Here is a 26,542-nt window from a genome sequence, read left to right on the forward strand (position 1 = left end):
GAATCGATCATGAGCATGCTATTTGAACCAGCACAGCTAAAACAACTGGGTCTACAAAACCGCGTAGCCATGGCTCCAATGACCCGAGCGCGCACTAGCCAACCGGGAAACATTCCAAACCAAATGATGGCGACTTACTACAAGCAGCGCGCTACCGCAGGGTTAATCATCTCTGAAGCCACCCAGATTTCAGACGATTCGCAGGGTTACTCATTCACACCAGGCGTCTACACTGATGAACAAGTGGCAGGCTGGAAAACCGTCACTCAAGCAGCAAAAGAGCAAGGCGCAGCGATATTTTGTCAGTTATGGCATGTTGGCTGTGCATCACACCCAACATTCCAAAAAGGCGAACAGCCTATTGCCCCATCAGCACTAAAACCCGTAGAAACCCAAGTGTGGATTGCCGACGAACAAGGCAATGGCAACATGGTCGATTGTGTAGAGCCACGAGCGATGACTCAAGCCGATATTGACCGTGTGGTAAGTGATTTTGCCCATGCAGCGAAACGAGCGACTGTCAGATCGGGGCTAAACTACTACAAATTAAGGAATGCGAACGGCGATCAAATAACTATCTGATCGTCATCTGCTCCAGTTCGGTCAAGTTGCGCAAGGCGATCTGATTGGCTGAGCCACATATCGCCTCTTCTGCTTTAAAGTCATCACACACGTCCGGCCGTGACGGGTCACCGAATATTTTACAGAGATTCTGGTCATCCAACTGAATGCAACGTTGTCCCGCTGGTTTACCGTTTGGCATCCCGGGAATGGGGGTAGAAATCGACGGCGCGATACAACAGGCTCCGCAGCCTAAACGACATTCCAATGAAATTCTCCGGATCGGTTAATAGCGATATTTGAAACGTGGACTCTGGGCGCTTTGCGTCAGCTTCCACATCATCAGATTATACCGGATTGCATAACGCTTCATACGACGATAACGCTTTGGTTGCTGTTCAATGTTGTCGAATGTTTTCCAGCGGCGATTCAATGAGCGGGTTTTATGTTCACGCTTGACCACTTCCAGCTGCTTCGGCTTCAACCCGGGAATTTCCAGATCATCTTCGAGTTCTATAGCAACATAATCTGTATTTCCCGCCTTATAGGCCGCTTTTGCATCTTCAGTCGGATTCCCCAGTTCATCTTCAATGGCCACAACAGGCAACGACAACATCAGACCGCAAAAAATCAGCAATGCCTTCACGATTCTTCCCCAACAATATTAAATCTCTCAGTATAGACGGTGAATCAGTGTTATCCGCCAGAGCTGGCTGGATGCTGGCTGTTGTATCCGTGCTCTCGCTGAGATAGCCTTGGCGCCAGCATTATTTTGTTATTAAGGAAGCAAGAATGTCTGGCTCTCGTTTATGGATGGCCGCCGCACTGCTCGGCGCCAGCGCTGCCACTATGGCAGAACCGACCAACTTTCGTGTCGGTGTTGGTTCTTTTCAGCTGGATAGCGATCCGGCACCAGCATACCTGCCAGACAATTCCGACACGGGCTTCAGCGTGTTTGCAGAAATGCCTCAATCAGACAACACCGCTACCCGTTTTATGCTGTATCGCATTGATCAGGACGATAAGTTCACCACAGGGTTTCAAACCCAGCTGATGTGGGGCGTCGGTCTGTCACAACCCGGCTTCCGGGCATACACAGGGCCAAGCTGGCACCATGAAAAAACCCGCATCGGCCGTCCAGGCAAAAATCATCAGGTATTTAATGGCTGGGGCTGGCAGCTGGGGCTGGGCTACCAATACAAAGCAGTGACTGTTGATCTTGCTGGCACCGTTCGTGATCCTCACGATTACCGTACTGAGAATCGTCGCGCCGGACTGGGTAAAAAGACACCATCGGTCTACACCACCAGCCTGTTAATCAGCTACCGATTCTGAGCGAGCAGTAATTTATGACCAATCCGGTAACCGTGCGTTATATGTCGCGCGCCGAAATCGAACGACTGATGTACAGCCTCAGTGCCGATGCAGATAACGACCAGGCACAACTCTTCGAAGCGCTGGTGCGTCGCCTGCTGGAAATCATGGAACAGGAAAATTAAGCCTGCTCCATGTCCCCCGCCTTTTCTATTATCCACCAAACCGATGACTGGTTAGCCATCGCCAAGCCAGAAGGCATTGGTATGCATACCGAAGACGACCAGAAAGGTCTGGTGGTGTTAGCCTCCGAGCAACTGGGCACCGAACTATGGCCTGTTCATCGGCTCGACAGAGTTACTTCCGGAATCTTGTTGCTGGCTAAAAACAAACCGGCGGCAGCCCGCCTGTCGCAGTTATTCAGCGAGCGCAAGGTACAGAAATATTATCTGGCGGCGTCAGCAGATAAGCCGAAAAAGAAACAAGGCTGGATCAAGGGCGATATGACTAAATCGCGCAACGGCAGCTGGAAGCTGTTACGAAGTCAGGACAACCCGGCCATCACACGCTTTATCAGCCAGCATGACGAACACAGCGGCTTACGCCTGTATCTGCTGAAGCCGACAACCGGCAAAACCCATCAGTTGAGAGTCGCACTAAAGAGTATCGGCGCAGCGATTCTCGGAGACCAACGTTATGCCGGCAAACCAGCTGATCGTACTTACCTGCACGCCTACGCCATATCCTTTGAAGATGATGGGAAACCGGTGCAGCTGAGCCTTCAGCCGTGCTCGGGTAACTGGCCAGACCTGCCACAGGCCTGGTCCAGCCCAGAACAGTGCTTCTGACTATTTAGCCGATAAAGACGCTGCCAGTTCCGTATATCCGCCAATGTATTCACGACCGTGAAAAATCTGCGGCACAGTCGCAACCGGCTTACCGATGGTTTTCTCCAGGTCGGCCTGACTGATGCCTTCTTTCTGAATATCGACGTAGCGATACTCCAGCTGTTTGATCTCACATAATTGTTTCGCACGGCTGCAGTAGCCACAGCCTTCACGGCCAAAGATTGTATACGTCGCCATATCATTCTCCTGTTATGACTATTGATTCTGTGGATTCAGTATCACCCAACTACAGGGCTGTAGATATTTTATTAATTCTATCCCAACGATAGAAAATCATAATTCAACAGCACGGTTGCATTCTTATTATTAGTATATTCTAATATATGCATACTTAGTTATACGTGCCGCAATACGATTTTTGTTAAGGACTCTGTTATGAACGCAAATGCATTAGCACCCAAGCTGTTAGTCAGTCTCACCGCTGCCACCTTGCTGGGTACTGCCAGCAAAGCAATGGCTGAAACCACAACAGAAACACTGGTGCTGCAGAACATTCCACAGCAGTTTGAACTGGATGCAACACTGGAAGCCGTCAATCAAAGCACGGTCTCTGCCCAAACCAGCGGTGCAGTTCAATCTGTTTTGTTCGACGTAAATGACCGTGTCGAAAAAGGCGCTCTACTGCTTGAGATCGATAATACTCAGCAACAAGCCGCACTGGCACAAGCCAAAGCGAATCTGGCACAAGCACTGGCACAAAATGAAGATGCACAGGTATTGCTGAAACGAAACCAACGCTTATTTCGCCAGGGCACGCTCTCTCAGGGAGAACTCGACAGCACAAGCGCACGCGCTAAAAGCTCGGCAGCAGCGGTTGAAGCAGCCCGCGCTGGTGTCCGTCAGGCCCGGGAACAACTGGCTTACACCCAGGTTCGTGCGCCCTATTCCGGCATTGTAAGAGCCCGACATATCGAAGCGGGTGAGCTGGTGGCACCAGGTACACCTCTGATGACCGGCTTATCACTGGATCGCCTGCGAGCAGTTGCAGATGCTCCGCAGCGCCTGGCTCAAAAATATCACTCACCGCAACAAATCCAGATTCGGGTGAACGGCACATTGATAGAACCAACCAAAGTTACCCGCTATCCGTATGCCGACAACCAGCTGCATAGCGTGCGTATTCGCGCCGAGCTGCCAGCCAATACGCAACAACTGATTCCCGGCAGCTGGGCCAAGATGCTCATCACAACCGGCGAACGTCAGGCCATTACCGTACCGAAAACAGCCATCATTCAACGCTCAGAACTGTCGGCGGTTTATATCAACGACAATGGCACCAGCAAACTGCGTCAGGTAAGAACCGGCAACCGTTATCAGGACCGGGTTGAGGTGTTATCCGGACTGAATGCAGGCGATACCATTTTTGTTGATGGTTACGACACCCTCGCCAGACTCAAGTCTGCCAAACAATCTTCCGAACAACTTGCCAAGCAACAACAATAAGAGGCCCACTGATGAGTTCATTACCGGACAATCAACCATTAGGGATTTCAGGTAAAACCGCCCGGGCTTTCCAGAACTCGGCGATCACCCCCTTGCTGGCACTGGTTGGTTTATTACTCGGCTTTTTCGCCATTATGGTAACCCCAAAAGAAGAAGAGCCACAAATTGATGTGACCTTTGCCAATGTTTTTATTGGTTTCCCCGGCGCCAGCCCGAAAGAAGTGGAACAGCTGGTAGCAATCCCGGCAGAACAGGTGCTGTCGGAAATTAAAGGTGTCGACGATATTTTTTCGATCTCACAACCCGGCCAAGCGGTTCTGACCGTCGAATTTGAAGTGGGTATCCCGCGTCAGGAAGCCATCCTGAATCTTTACAATCAGGTATACAGCCACAACGACTGGTTTCCACAGAACCTCGGGGTAATGCAGCCAGTGATTAAGCCGATGGGCATCGACGATGTTCCGATTATGGCGATCACACTATGGTCAGACGATGTTGATGTCAGTGGCGAACAGCTGACCCAGGTCGCCCACGCGCTCGAGAGTGATCTGAAACGTGTGCCCGGTACCCGCGATATTTACACCATTGGTAAACAGGCAACCGTGGTCGAGGTGGAATTAGATCCGGCGCGCATGAACGGTCATGGACTGGCTTTCAACGATGTTCGCAACGCTCTGAAAAGTGCCAATGCAGGAGGCCATCAGCAAGCACTGGTACAGAACAATCGGGTGATTCAGGTCCAGGCCGGCAGTTTTCTCGATTCAACCCATGCGCTGGGCCAGCTGATTGTTGGTAAACATAACAATGGCCTGGTTTACCTGGCGGATGTCGCCGATATTCGCTTGCAGGCTGACGTTGCTGAACATCAAACCCGCCACATCGAGGTGATCAACGGCAGCAGCAGTGCCAGCAAAACCGCGGTGACACTGGCGATTGCCAAACAACCGGGAATGAACGCCATTGATATTACGCAACAGATTGAGCAGCGCCTTAACGCGCTGAAAAACCGTCTGATCCCCGATACCATTCAGGCCGACGTTACCCGCGACTATGGCACCACCGCAAAAGACAAGTCTGACAAGTTAATTGCCAAACTGTTGTTTGCTACCGCTGCAGTCGTTGTTCTGGTGCTCGCCACCATGAGCTGGCGCGAGGCCGTTATCGTCGGCGGTGCGATTTTTATCACTCTGGCCATCACCCTGTTCGCTTCCTGGGTCTGGGGCTTCACCCTCAATCGTGTATCTCTGTTTGCGTTGATTTTCTCGATTGGAATCCTGGTTGATGATGCCATTGTGGTGGTTGAGAACATCCATCGCCATATGCACCTGGGCGGCAAAAAACTGCTGGAGATTATCCCGGCAGCGGTTGATGAAGTGGGCGGCCCGACCATTCTCGCGACCTTTACCGTGATTGCCGCGCTGATGCCGATGGCCTTTGTTTCTGGCCTGATGGGGCCTTACATGAGCCCAATCCCAATCAACGCCTCCACAGGCATGCTGATCTCCCTGATTGTGGCTTTTGTTGTTACCCCGTGGCTGTCTTACAAGCTGCTGAAAAATCAGCAACACAAACATGAACACCAAACTGCAGAACACAACCCTGAAGCCGATAAACTGTACCGTTTATTTAATGGCCTTATGCGTCCGTTTATCGAAGGCGCGCAGGCAGGAAAAAAACGTGCGCTGTTGTTCATCGCAGTGATGGGTCTGATCGCGATTGCCGTATCGCTGCCGGTATTTAAAGCGGTGGTGTTAAAAATGCTGCCGTTCGACAACAAATCTGAATTCCAGATTGTCGTGGATATGCCGGAAGGCACTCCGGTTGAACAAACCCTGCTGGTGCTGGAAGCACTGTCGGAAGAACTGGTTAAAGTACCGGAAGTTAAAGACTTACAGCTCTACGCCGGAACCGCTGCACCGATTAATTTTAATGGTCTGGTGCGCCAGTATTATCAGCGCCGCCTGCCGAATCAGGGCGACATCCAGGTCAACCTGGTCGATAAAAGCCAGCGCGACCGCCAAAGCCATGCCATTGCGCTATCGGTGCGTGAACCTCTGCAGATGATTGGCAAGCAGTACAACGCCAACGTCAAAATTGTCGAAGTTCCTCCGGGTCCGCCGGTTATGGCGCCGATTGTTGCCGAAGTATATGGCGCCAATTACACGCAACAAATAGCAGCCGCAAAACAGTTACGTCAGCTGTTTGAGCAAACACCAGACATTGTGGATGTTGATGACTGGATTGAAGCCGATCAGGAAAAGTGGCTGGTGGATATCGATCGCCAGCGTGCCGCTCATTTGGGCATTGCCCAGAGCACCATTGTTCAGGCAATCAATACCGCACTGGGCGGTGAAGACGTCAGCTATCTGCACACCGAACAGAACAAATACCCACTGGCGATTCGCCTGGAACTGAGTGAAGGCAATAAGGTAAATCTTAACCAGTTGATGGTGATGCAGGTAAAAGTAGGAAATGGTCAGCTGATAAGCCTCGGGGATCTGATCGCTGTACGGAAAACAACCATCGATAAAAATATCTATCGCAAAAACCTGCAGCCGGTGGTGTTTGTCACCGCGGATATGGCGGGCGATCTGGACAGCCCACTGTACGGCTTGTTTTCGGTCGCCTTTGCGATGCCGGATCAAGGGCTGAACTGGCCACAAAGTTATATTTCGCCACCAACGCTGCCCGACTCTGCCGAGGTGAAATGGGACGGTGAGTGGCAAATCACCTACGAGACCTTCCGGGATATGGGCATTGCTTACGGTGTTGGCATGATCCTGATTTATTTACTGGTAGTTGCCCAGTTCCGCTCTTACCTGGTGCCGCTGATTATTATGGCGCCAATTCCGTTAACTGTGATTGGAGTGATGCCTGGGCATGCATTATTTGGCGCTCAGTTCACCGCAACGTCGATGATCGGCATGATTGCTCTGGCTGGCATCATCGTTCGCAACTCAATTCTGCTGGTCGACTTTATCAATCAGCAGTTATCAGAAGGTATGCGCTTTGAGGATGCGGTGGTGACGTCAGCAGCGGTGCGTGCCCGCCCTATTGTACTGACGGCAGTGGCGGCAATGATTGGTGCGTTCTTTATCATCGATGATCCGATCTTTAACGGCCTTGCCATCGCGCTGATCTTTGGCATCCTGATTTCAACGCTGTTAACGCTGGTGATCATTCCGCTGCTGTATTTTGCCGCCTTCCGTAAACGGCTAAGCAGCTGATTTCAAAAAGAAAGGCCCGCACAAACGGAGTATTTTTGCGGGCCTTTCTGCTATTCAACAAAAGTCCATATCCGCCAGCGCGACAGGTGAAATTCAGCTAGAATGAAGTTAATTTCTGATTCCAGCTGATAACAGGCCGCCCCGAGCGAATGGATACATCAACATCATCAAACCCGTTGGGCAAAGATAACACCGGGCAACAGTGGCACCACTCTCTGGTGTGGCGCATCATTCTTTATTTTGCAATCGCCTCGGTAACGCTGTCGCTGGCCATCAGTGCCATTATTGTTGCCTGGAATTATCAGCAGCAAACCGATGCATTTGCCGAGCGGCTCGAGTCCATTGCCGTTGGCTACAGTGAATCGCTGGGTTCCAGCCTGTGGTTCTATGACGAAGTACAGATCCGCACTCAGGTGAAAGGCATTATGAATCTGGACGCTATCAGCTACGTCCGGGTAACCGATAATCTCAATCTGAATATCGAAGACGGCTCCCGCCCCCATCACGGCAACATCGACACCATCGATATCTATTTCAATGACAAACTGCTGGGCAAACTGGAAGTCGCTTTTGACCACGACGCAGTATTCGCATCCGCCACAAAAACCGCACTGTCCAACATGGTGGCACAGCTGATCAGTATGCTGTTGCTGGCGTCGTTACTGGCGCTGGTGGTTCACCGACTGATTAACGCCCGTATTCGCCATATGGCGCTGGAAGTGAATTACCGCATCAATAACGACAGCTTCGTACCGCTGTCGCTGCGGGAATCCGATGCCCACGACGAAATCGATATTCTGGTGCATGCGTTTAACGCGTTAAGTGCTGCCATGAACGATGAACTGCAGCAAAAGACCCAGGCGCAGCAACAATTGCGTATTATGAATGCCGAGCTGGAAGACCGTGTGGGTGAACGAACCCAAAGCCTACAGCGCACCGTCGACGAATTGAATCAAACCCTTCAAGAGCTGCACTCAACCCAAGGCAAATTAATCGAAGCGGAAAAACTGTCATCGCTGGGTGGTATGGTGGCGGGTATTTCTCACGAAATTAACACGCCGCTGGGGTTATGCATCACCATTCACTCCTACATCAATGATCATTACCAGCAAATGCGCACATTGTTTGATAAAGGTGAAATGACCAAGCAGGACTTCGAAGACTTTATCCGCATGATGGAAGAAAGCCTGGGGATCCTCGACAAAAATCTGCAACGAGCCGCACATCTGATTAAGAGCTTTAAACAGGTATCGGAAGATCAGACTGGCGAACACATCCGCGATTTCTCATTAAAAGAGTACCTGACCGAAATACTCGAAACTCTGTCACCCAAATTTAAACAAACCAAGCACACCGTTGAGATCGATTGCTCCGAACAGCTGCGCATGAGTACCTACCCGGGCGCGATTTCTCAGGTAATCACCAATCTGGTGATGAACTCATTAATTCATGGTTATGAAGACAAGAACGACGGTGTGATTCGCATTGTTGTGGCGGAAGAACGTGGCAATGCCGTTATCCGCTACACCGACGACGGCAAAGGCTTAAGTGAAGAGGCTCGCCAGAAGATTTTCGAGCCGTTCTACACCACAAAACGTGGCCAGGGCGGTACCGGTCTGGGGATGCACCTGGTGTACAACATCGTTCACCAACGCCTTAAAGGCGAGATTTTTCTCGACCCGGACTATCAGTCGGGAGCAGGTTTCCGCTTATTAATTCCAAAGAAAATCGACAACTGAATCTACCATCCCGAATGCACACCGTGATGCATTCGAACCTGAATAACAACCAATAAAAAACGGGCCTATGGCCCGTTTTTTATATCAGCTAGGGCAGCATTCTCTGCCCCAACCTAAACATTACAGCTCTGCGGCCAGCTCACTTGCCAGACGGATAGCACGCTTAGCATCCAACTCGCCGGCAAACTCAGCGCCACCAACCAGGTGCAGGTTAAATGTTTTGCTTTCGTCCTGTTCCAGCTGCTGATGCAGTTTGTTCACGGATACCTGACCGGCACAAAGAACAACATGATCGACGTCCAGTACGCGGGTTTCCGTCACTTCTTCGCCCTTCTTACCGCTGGTAATGGTTACGTGCAGGCCTTCATCATCAACCTTGTCGTAGCTCACACCACCAATGGTTTCAACGCCTTTCATGGCAACCACGGCACGGTGTACCCAACCCGAAGTCTTGTTCAGGCCTTTACCAAAAGAAGACGCCTTACGCTGCAACATATACACCTTACGTGGCGATTCTTCGATTTCCTGAGGCTTCAGGCCACCGCGAATTTCGTTCTGGCCATCAACACCCCACTCCTTCATCCAGGCATCTTTGTCCAGAGTCAGAGACGGACCTTCGTGAGTCAGGTATTCGCACATATCGAAGCCGATGCCACCAGCACCCATTACCGCCACTTTTTTACCCAGTTCCATGCCCTGGTCCAGAACCTGCTGGTAGGTCACGACTTTCGGGTGATCAGCACCTGGCATGTTTGGTACGCGTGGTTCAACACCAGAAGCGATAACCACTTCATCAAAACCTTCCGCTTTCAGCTGTTCCGCATCCACCCAGGTGTTCAGGCGCAAGTCGATGTTATGCACTTCGATCATCTTGTGGAAGTAACGGATGGTTTCGTGGAATTCTTCTTTACCCGGAATACGTGCCGCGTAGTTGAACTGACCACCAATGTGCTCACGCGCTTCGAACAGGGTCACATTATGGCCACGTTGCGCAGCAACATTGGCACATGCCAGACCGGCAGGACCGGCACCAACAACAGCAACTTTTTTCGCCTGACCAACGGTTTTATAAATCAGCTTGGTTTCGTGGCCCGCACGTGGGTTCACCAGACAGCTGGCGCGCTTCATCTGGAAAGTATGATCCAGACAAGCCTGGTTACAGGCGATACAGGTGTTAATCTCGTCTGCCTTACCCGCTTCCGCTTTATTTGCCCATTCCGAGTCAGCCAGTAGTGGACGCGCCATGGAGATCATATCGGCCTTACCGCTGGAGATAATATCTTCAGCAGTATCCGGCATATTGATACGGTTCGAGGCAACAACCGGCACGTTCACCACTTCTTTTACTTTTGCCGTTACATCGACAAACGCAGCACGAGGTACAGAGGTTACGATGGTTGGAACACGTGCTTCGTGCCAGCCAATACCGGTGTTAATGATGGTCACACCGACTTTTTCCAGCTCTTTCGCCAGCTGCAGAACTTCGTCCATTTCGGAACCGTCTTCTACCAGATCCAGCATCGACAGACGGAACATAAGGATAAAGTCTTCACCCACCGCTTCACGGATACGACGTACCACTTCCAGAGGGAAACGAATACGGTTTTCGTAAGAACCACCCCACTCATCGGTACGCTTGTTAACGCGCTTGTTGATCATCTGACAAATGAAGTAACCCTCAGAGCCCATGATTTCAACGCCATCGTAGTTCGCTTTCTGGGCCAGCTTGGCGCAACGAACGTAATCATCGATGGTTTTTTCGATCTGCTTAGCGCTTAACTCTTTTGGCTTAAACGGCGTAATTGGTGACTTAACAGCCGATGGAGCAACGTTAAACGGGGTGTAACCATAACGACCCGCGTGCAGGATCTGCAGCAGGATCTTGCTGTCAGCAGCGGCTTCATGAACCGCTGTGGTCACCTTCTTATGGAACGGCACCTGCCAGCCGGAAATCAGCTTGGAACCAAATGGTAATAAATCACCACGACGGTTTGGAGAAAAACCACCGGTCACCATCAGGCCAGTACCACCACGAGCACGCTCAGCGAAGTACTCCGCCATTTCATCAAAATGCCACGGACGATCTTCCAGACCTACGTGCATGGAACCCATAACGATACGGTTTTTTAACTTCGTAAAGCCCAGATCTAATGGCTCAAAAACGTGAGGGTAATGACTCATCTCTATACGGTCTCCAGAGAGGGATTAGCCTGATTCAGCTAGTTATTTGTTATGCGCCCAGTTTAACGCTATTACCTGAGGGGTAAATGATCTTTTATAGCAGAACAATGATTATTTATAACAAGAGGCGAATTTGGACCGGGTAATTACCAATTCACGGAGAATTGCAGCGTTGCGCCGAGGGAAAAGACCCGGTGCAACACCGGGCCATGAAACAGCTATAGAGGGAATTAATCGTCGGAGATCTGAATATCCGGCATCGCTGTGCTGGCCTCTGCACTGCGGGCCAACACCACAGCCATCTTACGGGCGGCATGACGATACATCATACTGACCTCGGAACAGTCATCGGCAGCAACCACAGGGGTACCGGCATCGCTTTGCTCACGGATGTACTTCGACAATGGCAGAGAGCCCAGTACCTCGGTCTGATAAGTTTCAGCCAGACGTTCAGCACCGTCTTCACCAAAGATGTGTTCAGCATGACCGCAATTTGAGCAAATATGCATACTCATGTTTTCGATCATCCCCAGCACCGGGATATTCACTTTGCGGAACATCTCAACACCTTTTTTGGCGTCTGCCAGAGCAATATCCTGCGGTGTGGTAACAATCACGGAACCGGTTACCGGGAACTTTTGACTCAGTGTTAGCTGAATGTCACCGGTGCCCGGAGGCATATCAATGATCAGATAATCCAGTTCGCCCCATTGGGTCTGGGTCATAATCTGCTGCAATGCCCCGGCAACCATAGGTCCACGCCAGACCATCGGAGTATCTTCCGTCACCAGGTACGCCATCGACATGGTTTTAATACCGTGAGCTTCCACCGGAACAAACCATTTGCCATCAACCGTTTCCGGACGAGTACCGTCGGCCACACCCAGCATAATGCCCTGACTCGGGCCATAGATATCGGCATCCAGCAAACCTACTTTGGCGCCGTCTTTGGCTAACGCTAACGCCAGGTTCACCGACGTGGTGGATTTACCCACGCCACCTTTGCCGGAAGCAACGGCAACAATATTTTTCACCTGAGCGATGGCTTCGATTGCCTCAGTCGCCGGATTATCGGCGACGCGCCAGTCAACATTCACAGTTGCATTGGCACATTCATCGATATTCTCCAGCGCCACCACCAGCATTTGCGCAATACCGTCTTTCAGATACTCCGATGGATATCCGAGAAAAATATCGACGGTGACCTGATCGCCATTAATTTCAATATTCTTAATGGCACCTGCTGAAACCAGATCCTGATTCAGATAAGGGTCGGTGTAACCGGATAATGCTTGTTCCACCTGGGAGTGGGTAAGTTGAGCCACCATCTGTTCCTATAAAAATAACAATGTAATCGCAGGAATTTTACGTAGATAAACAACAATTACCACTGACAGAAATTATGGCTATTAGAAAAGACTGTTTTGAGACGAGATTGGATTAAAGAGACACTTTCTCTAATCAAGCCAATTTATATTCCTACACTGAAATAACCTCATAAAAAGCCGGAGGCACTATGCGTACTCTGATTTTAACGTCCGCGGTTATTTCTGCGTCACTGTCCCTTTCTCAACCTGCCTTTGCCGACCTTGAACAACGACTGGCGCAACTGGAAAAAGAAATAGAACAAATGCGCAAAAGCAAAGCGCACAGGCAGCATGATTCCGATTTATCCTTGTACGGTAGTTTCCGTCCAGTACTCACTTACAGCGACGACGATAAAAAAACCACCACAGATATTCAGGATGGTTTATCACGCTTTGGTCTGAAAGGATCGACAAATGTTATGGAATCAACTCAGGTGTTTTTTCAGGGCGAATGGAACGTAAAAATTGCAGACGGTGGCCAGATCGACGGCGCCCGCCTGGCATTTGCCGGCATCTCCGGCGAATACGGTAAACTGACGCTGGGTAAACAACGTCCACCACAATATTTATTGATTGGCGAACACGTCGATATTTTTAACCACAGAGCCAGTCCCTACGCCTACGACGGCACTGCTTTTGCTCACGGAGATACCACCGCAGGCTTCAATAATTTCTTTATCGATAACTCCACGATGTACGACTACCAGCGCAACGGCTTCCGTTTTCTCGCGGCAGTTCGTACCGATGGCAGCAGCGGAGAAAATTCGGCCGACATCGTGAATGCAGGTGTTTCGTTTGATGCAGGCGTTGTCTATCTGGCCTACGCGTATGCCGATTCAACCGGCGCCGACAAAGTGAACAGCGAGCTGGTCGGCGACAAGTTGGAAAGCAATGCATTCGCGATACATACGACCCTTGCGGGTTTATACATCGCTGCCGCTTATCAGGACATCACCTTCGATCCTGCCGCCGGGAAAAGTGTCGATCGCAACAGCACCGACGTATCACTGGCCTATCCGTTACCACGTCGGTTCAAAGTAAAAACCGGCTACTTCGATTACGATGATGGTGACAAAACCGGCTCCAGCCGATCTTTTTCCGGTATAAATCTGACGCTGGAAAAACAGCTGGCGGATAATGTTCGGGTCCATCTTGAATACCTGTATCAGGATCCGGAATCCGGAGATTCAACCACCCAGATCAGTGCCGGGCTACGCTATGATTTCTCCGGAAATTTGTTGTAACACCCGCTGGTCAAAATCAACCTAACTAATCAGGGAAGTCATTGTGCATAGCTGGAAACATCGCTGGAACATCCTGATATCGGCGCTGCTGCTTAGCCTGATCACCAGTATCCCGGCCTACGGGCTTGAGATCGCTGGTGACCAGTCTTACCCGCCTTATTCATTCAAAGCGAATGGAAAAATCACTGGTATTTACACCGATATTATTGCCAGTGCAGTGACCCGCATGGAGCAACCCGCCACCATCACATTTTTGCCCTGGAAACGAGGGCTGAGCGACCTGAAAAACGGCAAGCTGTCGATGTTGTACCCACCCTACTATCGACCAAAACAACGACCTTATATGGCTTATTCGACCGCGATTCTGGAAGAGACGCTGGTGATTTATTGCCATCGCGATCTTAAGTTAACGGACAAACAATTCCCGCAGGATTACAACGGTCTGACGTTTGGGCAGAACTCCGGATTCAGTTCCGGTCCGGCGGTAGAAGCAGCAACCCGCCAGGGAATTATTCGTCTGACTGAAGTCAACAGCACCGCCGCAAACCTGAAAAAACTGTTTAATCGCCGCATCGATTGTTACATCAACGATCGTCTGTCCATTCAGTACCAACTGGCACTCATGAATAAAGCACGCCCACTCTCGCTGTCAGATATTGAGGAAACTCATATTCTGTCACGCGAAAAAGGCTATCTGGCGTTTAATAAAGAAGCAGGAAATGACGTCAAACGCTTTATCGAGCAGTTCAATCAGGTTATTGCAACGATGAAAGCTTCTGGCGAGATCGATGCGATTGTTGAACGCTACACCCGGACTTCCAGCGCTGCCAAATAAACCAGCATCCACACAAACAAACATTCCTCAACAGGCATATTATTGATGCGCATCATGGCTGATAACGGCCAGCCTGTTTACACTTCTGCCCAGGCCCATGGTCTGATTTGCATGCACCAGCACGATCCCGGCCAGCAATAAACATCAACATTGAGACGACTTGGGCCGCGACTGTCTCGTTGAGCCTGAGCCAATCTGCCTTGTTAAATACGGCTAACAGACTGCAAAATCAGACGAATAGCTATGTCTGCCGCTAAGCTTATTCCATTTTGTGATTAAAACCAGTCAAGACCAGCTTGTAGGAAATATCGCAAATTTGGGATAATGCGCGCCCAAATTTAAACCGTGACGGCTCCGCTTTACTCGCCGCCATTGATAACCCGCCGTTAAGTGCGGATAAGCAAGAGTACACCGATGACTGATTATCTGCTGATTCTGGTGAGCACCATACTGGTGAACAACTTTGTATTAGTGCAATTCCTGGGTCTGTGCCCTTTTATGGGTGTGTCGAACAAACTGGAAACCGCCATTGGTATGGGCGCAGCCACCACCTTCGTACTGACCCTGGCGTCGGTATGTAGCTATCTGGTGTACACCTACATCCTGCTGCCGTTCGATCTGGCCTACCTCAAAACCATCAGCTTCATTATGGTAATTGCTGTGGTTGTCGGTTTTACCGAAATGGCTATCCGGAAAACCAGTCCACTGCTTTACCGTGTTTTAGGTATATTCCTGCCCCTGATTACCACCAACTGTGCCGTGCTTGGTGTTGCCCTGCTGAACATCAAACGCGACAACGGCTTTGTTGAATCCATTCTTTATGGCTTTGGCGCTGCGGTTGGTTTTTCTTTAGTTATGGTGCTGTTTGCTGCAATGCGTGAACGTATTGCCGTGGCCGATGTACCTAAGCCGTTCCAGGGTTCGGCCATCGCTATGATTACCGCAGGCCTGATGTCACTGGCCTTTATGGGCTTTACCGGCCTGGTCAGCATTTAAGGGTGTGTGAATAGTATGTCTACTGCTGTTATCGCTATTCTGATAGCCATTGTTGTCCTGGTGATTCTTGCTGCCGTCTTTGGTGGCGTGCTCGGCTTTGCCGCAGTGCGTTTCAAGGTGGAAGGCAACCCAATCGTTGATCAGATCAATAATCTGCTGCCACAAACCCAGTGTGGCCAGTGCTCCTATCCCGGCTGTAAGCCTTACGCCGAAGCCATCGCTAATGGCGACAAAATCAACAAATGTCCTCCCGGCGGCGAAAGCACCATCCAGGCGCTGGCTGATTTACTCGGTGTTGAACCCGAACCGCTAGACGCCGAACACGGTGCAGAAAATGACGTTCCGAATGTCGCCGTCATTCGCGAAGACGAATGTATTGGTTGTACTAAATGTATCCAGGCCTGCCCGGTTGACGCCATTCTTGGTGCCGCTAAACAAATGCACACCGTGATTGCCGATGAATGTACCGGCTGTGATTTGTGTGTTGAGCCGTGCCCGGTCGATTGTATTGATATGGTGCCTGTCAGCACCGATAAAAGCAGCTGGTATTGGCAAGCGCCAACCTCCGGAGTGGAATTGATTGCTACAGATAAAAAACCTGCTATCGCTAGCGATATGAAGGAACAGGCTACACCCGCCAATGACGATGATGAGCGAGGTGCCGCATGACCAACCTGATTCGTCTGTACGATTTTGACGGCGGTATTCATCCGGCAGAAAACAAAACCCAGTCAACCGGCCAGCCAATTCAACAGGCGCCGATTGCACCACAACTGATTTTGCCGTTGCACCAGCATATTGGTGCCCCTGCTGAGCCACTGGTTAAAGTCGGCGACGCGGTTCTTAAAGGCCAGATGCTGGCGGAAGCCAACGGCTTTGTCAGCGTACCACTACACGCGCCGACATCCGGCACAATCAGCGCCATCGAACCACGCCAGGTTCCGCATGCCTCCGGCTTGGAAGAACTGTGCATTGTGATCGACAGTGATGGCAAAGATGAATGGATTGAACGCCAGGGTTTGCTGGCCAAACGTGGCGTCGACGATATTCGCGACTTAGAAGCGACAGAACTGGTTAGTCACATCAGTGATTGTGGCATCGCTGGCATGGGTGGCGCAGGCTTCCCGACAGCAGTCAAACTGCATACCGGCAAACGTGATATTAGCACCCTGATTCTGAACGGCGCAGAGTGTGAGCCTTATATCACCGCCGACGACATGTTGATGCGTGAGCGCGCTCAACAGGTGATTTCCGGTGCTCAGATTCTGTTGCACATACTTGGCGCCAAACGTTGCTTGATTGGTGTTGAAGACAACAAACCTGAAGCCGTAGAGGCATTAAACGCCGCTCTGGTTGAACTGCACGAAGAACATCATATCGATGTGGTCGCCATTCCGACCAAATACCCTTCCGGTGGCGAAAAGCAGCTGATTCAGATTCTGACCGGCGAAGAAGTACCCGCCGGTGGCATTCCTGCTGACCTGGGCATTGTCTGTCAGAACGTCGGTACCGTCGCGGCCATTTCCGACGCGGTGTATCACGGCACACCTCTGATCAGCCGTATCACCACCTTAACCGGTGACGCCAACCAGCAACCGGGTAACTGGGAAGTGTTATTAGGTACCCCAGCCAATTTCCTGTTGCAACAGGCCGGTTACCAACAGCAGAAACGTGAGCGTGTGATTATGGGTGGCCCGATGATGGGGTTTGCTCTGCCATCACTGGATTTACCCGTGGTTAAAACCACCAACTGCTTATTGGCACCAACCGATAAAGAGCTGCCGCCAAACGATATCGCCATGGCTTGTATCCGTTGTGGCATGTGTGCTGACGCCTGCCCGGCTGAGTTACTGCCACAGCAGCTGTACTGGTTCAGCAAAGCGCAGGAATTCGACAAAGCCGAGCAGCACAACCTGTTCGACTGTATTGAATGTGGTGCCTGCTCTTACGTTTGCCCAAGCCATATTCCATTGGTGCAATATTACCGTTACGCCAAAGGTGCGGTGCGTGAAGAACGCGCAGCCCAATCTAAAGCGGAAAAAGCCAAAGAACGTTTCGAAAATCGTGTTGCCCGTCAGGAACGCGAAAAAGCCGAAAAAGAAGCCAAACGCAAAGCCCGTGCTGAAGCAGCCACCAAGGCTCAGAGTGCGAAAAAAGCAGCGACTCCGGCTGCAGCAACTGCCGCTCCGGCGAACAATGCCGAACTGGAAAAGCTGCAGAAGCAACTGGATGGCGCTCAATCCGCTCTGAAGAAGACCCAGGAAAAACTCGACAACGCCCGTGAAGACGCGGCTCAGTCTGAGAAGATCCCGGCGTTTGAAGCGGCCCTGGAAAAAACCCAGGAAAAAATTAAAACGCTGGCGAAACAAATCGCTGAAGCGAAAAAAGCCGCCAAAGCGGCTCCTGCTTCGGCAACCGACAGCGATAAAGGTGATCCGAACTCTCCAGAACGTCTGAAGAAAAAATGGGAAACCGCCCAGGCTCGCCTGGAAACAGCACAAAAACGTTTAGCCGACGCGAAAGAGCAAGGTCTCGATACCGTTGCTGCGCTGGAAGAAGGTATTGCCAAGCAACAGACCCGTGTCGACGAAGCCAAAGCGGCTTACGATGCCAGCCTGTCTGCTGGTTCTGCTAATGGCACTTCGGCTGCAGCAGCTGCGGTTCCGGCCTTTGATCCGGCTGAGCTGGAAAAACTGCAGAAGCAATTAGCCGCTGCGCAAACAGCCAAAAGTAAAACAGAAGAAAAGATTGCTGCTGCCAAAGAAGATCCGGAAAAAGCTGACAAAGTCCCTGCTTTTGAATCCGCGCTGGCGAAAACTCAGGACAAGATCAAAGACCTGGCGAAGCAAATTGCGGCCGCGAAAAAAGCCGAAAAAGCAGCCCAGAAAGCCGCAGAGTCAGCTCCGGAACATGTCGCATCTGACAAAGGTGATCCAAACACGCCGGAACGTTTACAGCGCAAGCTGGAGACATTACAGGCCCGTCTGGATACTGCCATGACTCGCCTGCAGCAAGCCGAAGCAGACGGTCTGGACACGGTTGATGCCTTAAAAGCCGGTATCGAACGCCAGCAAGGCAAGGTGGACGAAGTGAAAGCGCAACTGGCTGCGGCTCAGAATGGGGTTGCTACAAAGAGCACCAACGAGAGTGCTGCCAGTGGCTCAGAAACAGACAGTCCTGCATCCGCTAACACCGACAGCACCAGCACTGCCAGTAACGAACAGCTGGAAGCCCTGGAAAAGAAAATCCGGGCGCAGCAGGATCGTGTCGCCAAAGCCCAGGAACGCCTGACCATGGCTCAGGAGCAAGGTCTGGAAACTGTTGATGCTCTGAGCAAAGCGGTTAACAAACAACAAGACAAACTTAACGCACTGCAAACCGAGCTGTCTCAGCTGCAAGCGGGTGCTACTGCAGAGGGAGATGCCTGATGGCACTGATTACCCTGTCATCGCCACACACTCACGGCCCAAACAGCACCAGCAATGTGATGCTAACCGTGATTCTGGCCACCCTGCCGGGTCTGGCTGTGGCCACCGGTTTATTCGGCTTTGGCACTCTGGTGAATGTATTGCTGGCCAGCGCTACTGCACTGATATCCGAAGCACTGGTGCTGAAGATTCGCAAACGTCCGCTGGCTTTCTTCCTGAAAGATAACACCGCCCTGCTGACCGGCGTGTTGCTCGGCCTGGCGTTACCGCCGTTTGCGCCGTGGTGGATTACGGTTCTGGCAACCAGCTTTGCCATCGTTTTCGCCAAGCAGTTGTATGGTGGTTTGGGCAACAATCCGTTTAATCCGGCGATGGTGGGTTACGCCCTGGTACTGGTGTCTTTCCCGGTACAAATGACCACCAACTGGGCCTTATCTTCGCAAATGACCGGCAGCGGTTTTGCCGATATTGGCAGCACGTTAAGCGCTATTTTTGGTACCGAGGCGGTTGATGGTGTCTCTGTGGTTGACGGCTTTACCGGCGCAACTCCGCTGGATGCCTACAAACACTTAATCGCCAAAGAAACTTCCGATGTGGTGCTGCAACAAAGCACCTTTAACGGCTGGTTAAACGGCGGCTGGGAATGGGTCAATCTGGCGTACCTGCTCGGTGGTGTATTCCTGATCTGGCGTAAAATCATCAGCTGGCATATTCCGGTGGCCATGTTAGCGGCACTGGCGACCTGCTCACTGCTGCTGGGCTGGGACGAAGACATGTATACGCCAATGTCACTACACCTGTTAAGCGGCGCCACCATGCTGGGTGCATTCTTTATTGCCACCGATCCGGTTTCCGCCTCAACGACATCACGCGGCAAACTGATTTATGGCGCTGGCATTGGCATTCTGCTGTATATCATCCGTACCTGGGGCGCCTATCCGGACGCCGTGGCTTTTGCTGTCATTCTGATGAACTTTGCCGCGCCGTTTATTGATGCCTACACCCAACCACGCACCTATGGCCATAAAAAAGCCAAACGTGGTTTAGCTGCGAAAAAGAATTAAGGAGAGCACCCCATGAACGAACTTCTGCTTTCCATCCGCAATAACGCCATTGGCCTGGGACTATTTGCCCTGGTTACCGCTGGCGCTATTGCCGTAGCTCAGGTGGGCACTAAGGAACGTATTGAAAACAACATTCGCCAGGCCGAAGCCCGGGCGTTAAATGAAATTGTGCCGGCCAGCGATTATGACAATGATCTGCTGAACGATACCCTGACCATCAATGGCGACTTTAACCAACAGCTGTTAGGACCCATTGCCGACGACGCTAAGATTCATCTGGCGCGTCATCAGGGTGTGGTGCATACCGCCATTATCCCGGTGGTTGCTCCGGACGGTTACACCACCCATATCTCTATGATTGTTGGAGTGAAAGCCGATGGCACACTGGCGGGTGTACGGGTAATCGAACACAAAGAAACACCAGGACTGGGCGATAAAGTCGACATTAAAAAATCCGACTGGGTACTGTCGTTCACCGGCAAGTCGTTGTTTAACCCGGAAGAAAGCCGCTGGAACGTGAAAAAAGACGGTGGCGACTTTGATCAGTTTACCGGCGCTACGATCACCCCTCGCGCGGTGGTTCGGGCGGTAAAACGGGCGCTGAACTTCTTTGATCAACACAAGGCACAGATCCTTAACAGCCGCCTGGTTGAGCCACAGAACACTGGCCAGTCTCAGTCCGACAATACGCCTCAAGCAGCTTCCGTGGAGACACGCTAATGGCCACTAAATCTTTACGCGATATCAGCCTCGACGGTTTATGGAACAACAACCCGGCTCTGGTTCAGCTGCTGGGCTTATGTCCGCTGCTGGCGGTCACCGGTTCGGTGGTCAATGCCTTAGGCCTGGGTCTGGCGACCATGATGGTATTAGTCGGTTCCAACCTGTCGGTCTCCCTGATTCGTAACCATGTATCTGAAGCGGTGCGATTACCGGCGTTTGTGATGATTATTGCCTCGTTCGTAACCGTCGCCGAACTGGTAATGCAGGCTTTTACCTATGAGCTGTACCAGGTGCTGGGGATCTTTATTCCACTGATCGTAACCAACTGTGCGATTTTAGGTCGTGCCGATGCTTTCGCCTGTAAAAACCCGATTCTGCCATCTGTGGTAGATGGCTTTATGATGGCACTGGGTTTCACCGTGGTGCTTGTGGTACTGGGCGCCATGCGCGAAATTCTTGGCCAGGGCGTGATCTTCTCCGATATGCAGCTGTTGTTTGGGCCAATGGCGTCTGACTGGAAAATCGAGCTGGTGAAAGACTACCCGGATTTCCTGTTTGCCATCCTGCCACCCGGCGCTTTTGTTGCCATGGGGTTATTGATCGCCGTGAAAAACATCATTGATGATCAGATCAAACAGGCCGCCGAAGCGAAAAAAGCACCAGTGGAAGTGGGCAGTAAACGCGCCCGGGTAACCGGAAAAATCAGCTGACCTGTTACCTTCCTACGACCCTGTTGTGACCTTCAAGTGACCTTCCCGGCCGCTTGAACAACTCCGGCGCAGTACTCTCTGCGCCCGAAAACCTTTTGTTACATTCAACGCTTACGCACTGCAAACAAGCTGTCGTTGCATTCATCGCTCACACTTCCATACTTTAACTACCTGTTGTTATAAAGACATTCGCCTGTGACCTATCGACGTCATTCGCCACGAGTCGCATGGATGCCGTTTGTATTGCTGCTTTTCCTCCTGCCTACTGTTGGAAATGCACAACAAGATGTGGTGTTACAGCTTAAATGGAAGCACCAGTTTCAGTTTGCCGGATTTTACGCCGCGCAAACCCAGGGCTATTTCGCTGACGAAGGGCTGAATGTCGAAATCCGTGAACTTAACCCGAATAAGTCGCCGCTGGAGAGTGTGGTGGACGGTGAAGCTCAATTCGGTATCTCTGATTCCAGCCTGGTGCTGGCACGCCTGCAAGGCAAAAAGCCGGTCGTGCTGGCTGCCATATTTCAAACGTCACCTCTGGTACTGGCGACGTTGAAAAGCAGTCAACTGGTCAGCCCGCTGGACTTGAAAAACAAACGGGTGATGTACATTAAAGACGCAGACGACGCCGTGCTGCAGGCGATGTTTTCTGAATTTTCGATGACCTCCAAAGACATCACTCACGTGCCCCACTCGTTTAACAATCAGGATCTGATTGACGGCCGTGTCGACGCCATTTCTGTTTACAGCACCAGCCAGCCTTTCGATTTTAAAAACGCTGGTATCGAGATCGATCTGATTGCCCCCAGCAGCTACGGCATCGATTTTTATGGCGATATGATTTTTGTCGAAGAGAGTTATTTTAAGGCCAATAGCCAGCAGGTACTGGCGTTTCGTCGCGCGGCGTTAAAAGGCTGGCGTTATGCGCTGAAAAATCCGGAGAAAATGGCGGTCTGGATTCACAATAACCTGACACCAGATATGTCGATAGAACACCTGCTGTTTGAAGCGGAAATGACCGCCCGGATTATTCATGCCAGCGCCATTGAGTTAGGTTACTTCAGTCCAAACCGCCTGTTACGCATCGCTGACATTTATAAAAATACCGGAAAAGCACCCGACTCCGCCAGCCTGGAGGGGATTCATTATCTCGATCATATTAATCAGCCGGTGGTCAGTGACGAATGGCTTAAAGCCGGTGCTGTTGCCTTATTAGTACTAAGCATTTTTGTTGGTTTTCAGTATTACAACAATCTTCGCCTGAGGGCTCGGGTAAAAGAAAAAACACAGGAATTAAGCCGCACTAACGATGCCATGCAGGATTATCTTCGAGTGATTAACCAGTGGGTGCACGCCTGTATTTTATCTCCCGATCTGAACTTTATTATGGCGTCAAAAGCCTGGGCAAATCTGACTCAATACACAGCGGAAGAACTGATCAACACGCCGTTCAGAAACTTATTAACGAATCCGGATTGCAACCAGTTTCAGCAAATGAAAGCCGCCATCAACGATAACCGTTTATGGTCAGGCGAGCTGCAGATCCACGATAAACAGGGTACCAACTCCTGGCTCAGCATCACCATTCAACCGGATTTTCGCGTTGATGACGTCGAAGACGGTGTGGCACTGGTTGCCACCGACATCAGTGATAAAAAACGCGTCGAACATTTATCCCGTACCGATTCCCTAACCGGGCTGTCTAATCGCCGCCATTTTGATGAAGCAATCGAGCGGGAAATATTACGCTGCCGTCGTGAACGCACGCCATTATCGCTGATAATGCTGGATGTCGATTTCTTTAAACAATATAACGATGCTTATGGCCACCTGGAGGGCGATCACTGTTTGCAGAAAGTCGCCGCAGTGATTCGTCTGTGTGCCAAACGCCCGGCTGATCTGACTGCGCGGTTTGGTGGTGAAGAATTTGTGGTGTTATTGCCAGGGTCGGATCTGCAGGGAGCCAACAGCGTAGCACTGCAGATTCAGCAAAAAATCCGCAGCGTACAACTGGAGCACAAAGCTTCAAGTGTCGCCCCCTTTATTACCTTGAGTATGGGCGTTGCCAGTTTCGATGCGGAAACACTGACCTCTGCCGATCAGCTGATAGAGCAAGCCGACCTGAGGATGTATAACGCCAAATCCAATGGCCGCAACCAAATTTCCAGCCCGGGAATTCTTAATCCGGTTCAGATTAAACCGGATAAATCCGGCAGCTGAATTACGCTGCCGCTTTTTTGAAGTACTCAGGTATTACTAAAGATTGTCAGGCGACTTCAGAAGCCAGGGCCTGAGGGTTCTCCTGATTCACAACACACAACTCCACTGGTACACCGTTTAACGCGGTATTACCGGTTAATTCATCGATAAATAATTCATCGGTTAATTCGTTGGTGTTCACACCCGGATTACTCTGCGCCTGATTCAGCTGCACACCTTTCTGACCGTGACCATAACCGTGCGGCAAACTGACCACGCCGGGCATTAACTCGTCGGTAATTTCTACCGGTACTTCCAGACTGGCAACCCGTGATTTCACCGATAATCGCCCACCTTCGGCGACATTCAGTTTTTCAGCGTCCTGTGGGTTTAACATCAGAGTACAGCGATCAGCGCCTTTGATCAGACGCTGGCTATTGTGCATCCAGGAATTATTGGAGCGGATATGACGGCGGCCAATTAGTACAAACTCTGGCGTTGTACGCTGTAATAACGTTTCCTTTACGCGATCCAGTTCCTGTAAATAAATATCCGGCGTTAACGCCAGACGTTTATTTTTATGGAATAAACGCTTTGGCATTTGTGGTGTTAATTCGCCCAGATCAACCCCCTGTGGCGACTGCTCCAGTGTTTTAAGATCCAGGCCGGATTTTCCGCTGGCCATTAATTTATTCAAAACACCTTTAGGTTTTAACCAACGGATCGACTGATAGGTCAGCCAGTTGGTGAGTCGTTTTTTAACCGGCCCGGCATTAGCACCGGAGTTAAAGCCCGAAGCCAGATCCAGCAGAATCTGCCAATCGTGTCTGCTGCCTTTTGCCGGGGTAAACAACGGCTGAGAATATTTCGCGACATTGCGCACGGCAAAATTATTAAAAATTAAATCATAATGATCACGTTCCAGCTGGCTTACCGGTGGCAAAATAATATTCGCATGGCGGGTGGTTTCATTAATAAAGCCATCCACCGACACCATAAAGTCGAGCGATTCGAACGCTTTATTTAATTGTTGGCTGTTTGGCGTGGCCACAATCGGGTTACCGGCAACCGTCACCATGGCTTTAATCTGAGTCTCACCTTTGCTTTTATCTGCTTCGGTCAGAATTTCTTCGGCCAGCGCCGCAACCGGAAATTCGCCGCCGAATTCCGGTAAATCACGTACACGCGAGCGATATAAGTCGTAATGGCCGCGACTACCACGAGCGGCCAACACCGCCGGTAAATCGACTGCTGGCTGGGTGAACATAGCACCACCCTGGCGGTCGAAATTACCCGTGATAACGTTCAGTACATTAATCAGCCACTGACATAAGCCACCAAATTCCTGCACCGAGACGCCCATGCGGCCATAACATACGGCGGATTTTGCCGCTAACCATTGTGCCGCCAGTTCGCGTAACGCTTTTGCGTCGATGCCGGTAATGGCGGCGGTATTTTCCGGAGAAAATTCAGCACATAACGATTTTAAATCGGCGCTATCGACATACTCAGGTAGAGCCGGTAATTGCTGTTCATGGGTAAATACAAACAATAACGACAACAGCAATAAAATATCCTGGCCGGGTTTAATAAACAGATGCTGCTGGGCAAATTTCGCTGTTTCACTGCGGCGCGGATCAACCAGCACCACCCGACCGCCACGCTCATTAATGGCTTTTAAACGGTTTTTGATATCCGGCACCGTCATAATGGAGCCGTTCGACGCCACCGGGTTGCCACCAATAATCAGCATAAAATCGGTGTGATCAATATCCGGAATTGGCATTAACAGCTGATGGCCAAACATAAAATAGCTGGCCATATGGTGTGGTAACTGATCGACTGAGGTGGCAGAGAATTTATTCTTTGACCCCAGCGCTTTTAACAACATCGGGCCAACCAGCAGATTGCCGTAATTATGAACGTTGGGATTACCCAGATAACTGCCAATAGAGTCTCTGCCGTGACGTTTTTGAACGCCTTTTAACCCGGCAACCGCTTCGCGAATGGCCTGTTTCCAGCTGATTTCTTTCCAGCTGCCGTCGGCCATCTTTTTCACCGGTTTGGTTAAACGATCCGGATCGTCGTGCAGATCCTGCAATGCCGTTGCTTTCGGGCAGATATAACCGCGACTGAAGGGATCATCCTTGTCGCCTTTTATCGACAGAATCTGCTTTTCAGCGCCCTGTCCCTGGGTGGTAATTTCAAGGCCACAGGTGGCTTCACATAAACAACAGGTACGTTTATGAATGGCTGGCGCTGCTCCGGATTCACTCATCAGCATGATCCTTCTACGGTTTTTTATCAGATTGTTATTATCGGTTTTTCTCCACCTTACCCAGTCACATAACACTACGCAGCAGCCAATCGTGCCAATTTCTGAGCGATTTCAGGATGACTAAGACCCCATCACAGCCCGGAAATAAGAGTGACTTTCATTTACCCTGCGACTAAAGGCGGCATTCATATTATTTATATCGAACATAAGCCGAATAAGGACAATTTATGAACTATTCGACCATCGGCTTCCTTAACCCTACAGACGCGATGGCCTATACTTAGCGCCTTAAATTCCGTGTGAATGTTTTAACTGTCCAAAGGCTGTG

General features: G+C 50.8%; 22 protein-coding genes. 16 read left to right on the forward strand and 6 right to left on the reverse strand.

All coding sequences use genetic code 11. The annotated features are described in order from the left end of the window. Window positions 1-9: 9 nt before the first annotated feature. Window positions 10-582 carry a hypothetical protein gene (locus tag ACOQOZ_RS04625; protein ID WP_420591104.1) on the forward strand — a complete coding sequence of 191 codons (573 nt, stop codon included), beginning with the start codon at window positions 10-12 and terminating at the stop codon, window positions 580-582. Here the strand turns inward: ACOQOZ_RS04625 and ACOQOZ_RS04630 are convergent. Then, the gene (locus tag ACOQOZ_RS04630) at window positions 575-829 is read right to left on the reverse strand and encodes a YkgJ family cysteine cluster protein (RefSeq protein WP_420591105.1); all 255 of its coding nucleotides are present in this window, start codon (window positions 827-829) and stop codon (window positions 575-577) included. The genes ACOQOZ_RS04625 and ACOQOZ_RS04630 overlap by 8 nt on opposite strands. 18 nt (window positions 830-847) lie before the next feature. After that, complete coding sequence (locus ACOQOZ_RS04635) at window positions 848-1,207, reverse strand: hypothetical protein (RefSeq protein WP_420591106.1); 360 nt, start codon at window positions 1,205-1,207, stop codon at window positions 848-850. 146 nt (window positions 1,208-1,353) lie between these two features. On the opposite strand from ACOQOZ_RS04635, the gene ACOQOZ_RS04640 reads away from it, so the two are divergent. The 3 genes from ACOQOZ_RS04640 to ACOQOZ_RS04650 are packed head-to-tail and all read left to right on the forward strand — an operon-like array spanning window position 1,354 to window position 2,723. After that, complete coding sequence (locus ACOQOZ_RS04640; protein ID WP_420591107.1) at window positions 1,354-1,896, forward strand: hypothetical protein; 543 nt, start codon at window positions 1,354-1,356, stop codon at window positions 1,894-1,896. A 14-nt stretch (window positions 1,897-1,910) separates the two neighbouring features. Next, window positions 1,911-2,060, forward strand: a complete 150-nt coding sequence (locus tag ACOQOZ_RS04645; RefSeq protein ID WP_420591108.1) for a cell developmental protein SirA — start codon at window positions 1,911-1,913, stop codon at window positions 2,058-2,060. 9 nt (window positions 2,061-2,069) lie between these two features. Next, the gene (locus ACOQOZ_RS04650; RefSeq protein ID WP_420591109.1) at window positions 2,070-2,723 is read left to right on the forward strand and encodes a TIGR01621 family pseudouridine synthase; all 654 of its coding nucleotides are present in this window, start codon (window positions 2,070-2,072) and stop codon (window positions 2,721-2,723) included. On the opposite strand, the gene ACOQOZ_RS04655 is transcribed toward ACOQOZ_RS04650, so the two are convergent. Next, window positions 2,724-2,960 (reverse strand): GrxA family glutaredoxin, encoded by a 237-nt coding sequence (locus tag ACOQOZ_RS04655; RefSeq protein WP_420591110.1) that lies wholly within the window; start codon window positions 2,958-2,960, stop codon window positions 2,724-2,726. It lies immediately after the preceding gene. Between the two features lie 198 nt (window positions 2,961-3,158). Here ACOQOZ_RS04655 and ACOQOZ_RS04660 point away from each other — a divergent pair, with 198 nt between their 5' ends. From ACOQOZ_RS04660 to ACOQOZ_RS04670, 3 genes are all read left to right on the forward strand, one after another. Continuing rightward, window positions 3,159-4,226: an efflux RND transporter periplasmic adaptor subunit gene (locus tag ACOQOZ_RS04660; RefSeq protein ID WP_420591111.1), complete on the forward strand. Its 1,068-nt coding sequence runs from the start codon at window positions 3,159-3,161 to the stop codon at window positions 4,224-4,226. Between the two features lie 11 nt (window positions 4,227-4,237). Beyond that, on the forward strand, window positions 4,238-7,453 hold the full coding sequence (locus ACOQOZ_RS04665) for an efflux RND transporter permease subunit (RefSeq protein ID WP_420591112.1): 3,216 nt from the start codon (window positions 4,238-4,240) through the stop codon (window positions 7,451-7,453). A 149-nt stretch (window positions 7,454-7,602) separates the two neighbouring features. Further along, entirely contained in the window at window positions 7,603-9,192 is a 1,590-nt protein-coding gene (locus ACOQOZ_RS04670) for an ATP-binding protein (RefSeq protein WP_420591113.1), read from the forward strand. 120 nt (window positions 9,193-9,312) lie between these two features. Here ACOQOZ_RS04670 and ACOQOZ_RS04675 read toward each other — a convergent pair whose 3' ends face one another. Beyond that, the gene (locus tag ACOQOZ_RS04675) at window positions 9,313-11,373 is read right to left on the reverse strand and encodes an FAD-dependent oxidoreductase (protein WP_420591114.1); all 2,061 of its coding nucleotides are present in this window, start codon (window positions 11,371-11,373) and stop codon (window positions 9,313-9,315) included. A gap of 230 nt (window positions 11,374-11,603) precedes the next feature. Then, a complete protein-coding gene (gene apbC, locus ACOQOZ_RS04680) occupies window positions 11,604-12,701 on the reverse strand; it encodes an iron-sulfur cluster carrier protein ApbC (RefSeq protein ID WP_420591115.1) in 1,098 nt (365 codons plus the stop codon). 188 nt (window positions 12,702-12,889) lie between these two features. Here apbC and ACOQOZ_RS04685 point away from each other — a divergent pair, with 188 nt between their 5' ends. The 9 genes from ACOQOZ_RS04685 (at window position 12,890) to ACOQOZ_RS04725 (ending at window position 23,957) form a co-directional block, all read left to right on the forward strand. After that, a complete protein-coding gene (locus tag ACOQOZ_RS04685; RefSeq protein WP_420591116.1) occupies window positions 12,890-13,984 on the forward strand; it encodes a porin in 1,095 nt (364 codons plus the stop codon). Between the two features lie 43 nt (window positions 13,985-14,027). Then, window positions 14,028-14,819: a substrate-binding periplasmic protein gene (locus ACOQOZ_RS04690; protein WP_420591117.1), complete on the forward strand. Its 792-nt coding sequence runs from the start codon at window positions 14,028-14,030 to the stop codon at window positions 14,817-14,819. Between the two features lie 414 nt (window positions 14,820-15,233). Further along, window positions 15,234-15,815 (forward strand): electron transport complex subunit RsxA, encoded by a 582-nt coding sequence (rsxA, locus tag ACOQOZ_RS04695; RefSeq protein ID WP_420591118.1) that lies wholly within the window; start codon window positions 15,234-15,236, stop codon window positions 15,813-15,815. A 15-nt stretch (window positions 15,816-15,830) separates the two neighbouring features. Then, entirely contained in the window at window positions 15,831-16,484 is a 654-nt protein-coding gene (gene rsxB, locus ACOQOZ_RS04700) for an electron transport complex subunit RsxB (protein WP_420591119.1), read from the forward strand. After that, the gene (gene rsxC, locus ACOQOZ_RS04705) at window positions 16,481-19,243 is read left to right on the forward strand and encodes an electron transport complex subunit RsxC (protein WP_420591120.1); all 2,763 of its coding nucleotides are present in this window, start codon (window positions 16,481-16,483) and stop codon (window positions 19,241-19,243) included. The genes rsxB and rsxC overlap by 4 nt, the downstream gene beginning before the upstream one ends. Beyond that, window positions 19,243-20,307 carry an electron transport complex subunit RsxD gene (rsxD, locus tag ACOQOZ_RS04710; RefSeq protein ID WP_420591121.1) on the forward strand — a complete coding sequence of 355 codons (1,065 nt, stop codon included), beginning with the start codon at window positions 19,243-19,245 and terminating at the stop codon, window positions 20,305-20,307. Before rsxC ends, rsxD begins: the two co-directional genes overlap by 1 nt. A 12-nt stretch (window positions 20,308-20,319) precedes the next feature. Next, on the forward strand, window positions 20,320-21,027 hold the full coding sequence (gene rsxG, locus ACOQOZ_RS04715) for an electron transport complex subunit RsxG (protein ID WP_420591122.1): 708 nt from the start codon (window positions 20,320-20,322) through the stop codon (window positions 21,025-21,027). Next, on the forward strand, window positions 21,027-21,740 hold the full coding sequence (locus ACOQOZ_RS04720; protein WP_420591123.1) for an electron transport complex subunit E: 714 nt from the start codon (window positions 21,027-21,029) through the stop codon (window positions 21,738-21,740). The genes rsxG and ACOQOZ_RS04720 overlap by 1 nt, the downstream gene beginning before the upstream one ends. Before the next feature lie 195 nt (window positions 21,741-21,935). Then, window positions 21,936-23,957 (forward strand): ABC transporter substrate-binding protein, encoded by a 2,022-nt coding sequence (locus tag ACOQOZ_RS04725; RefSeq protein WP_420591124.1) that lies wholly within the window; start codon window positions 21,936-21,938, stop codon window positions 23,955-23,957. A gap of 46 nt (window positions 23,958-24,003) precedes the next feature. On the opposite strand, the gene ACOQOZ_RS04730 is transcribed toward ACOQOZ_RS04725, so the two are convergent. Beyond that, window positions 24,004-26,214, reverse strand: coding sequence for a molybdopterin oxidoreductase family protein (locus ACOQOZ_RS04730; protein ID WP_420591125.1), 2,211 nt, complete (start codon window positions 26,212-26,214; stop codon window positions 24,004-24,006). Between the last annotated feature and the right edge of the window lie 328 nt (window positions 26,215-26,542).

Source organism: Bacterioplanoides sp. (genome assembly GCF_965219715.1).
Taxonomy (GTDB): domain Bacteria; phylum Pseudomonadota; class Gammaproteobacteria; order Pseudomonadales; family Oceanobacteraceae; genus Bacterioplanoides.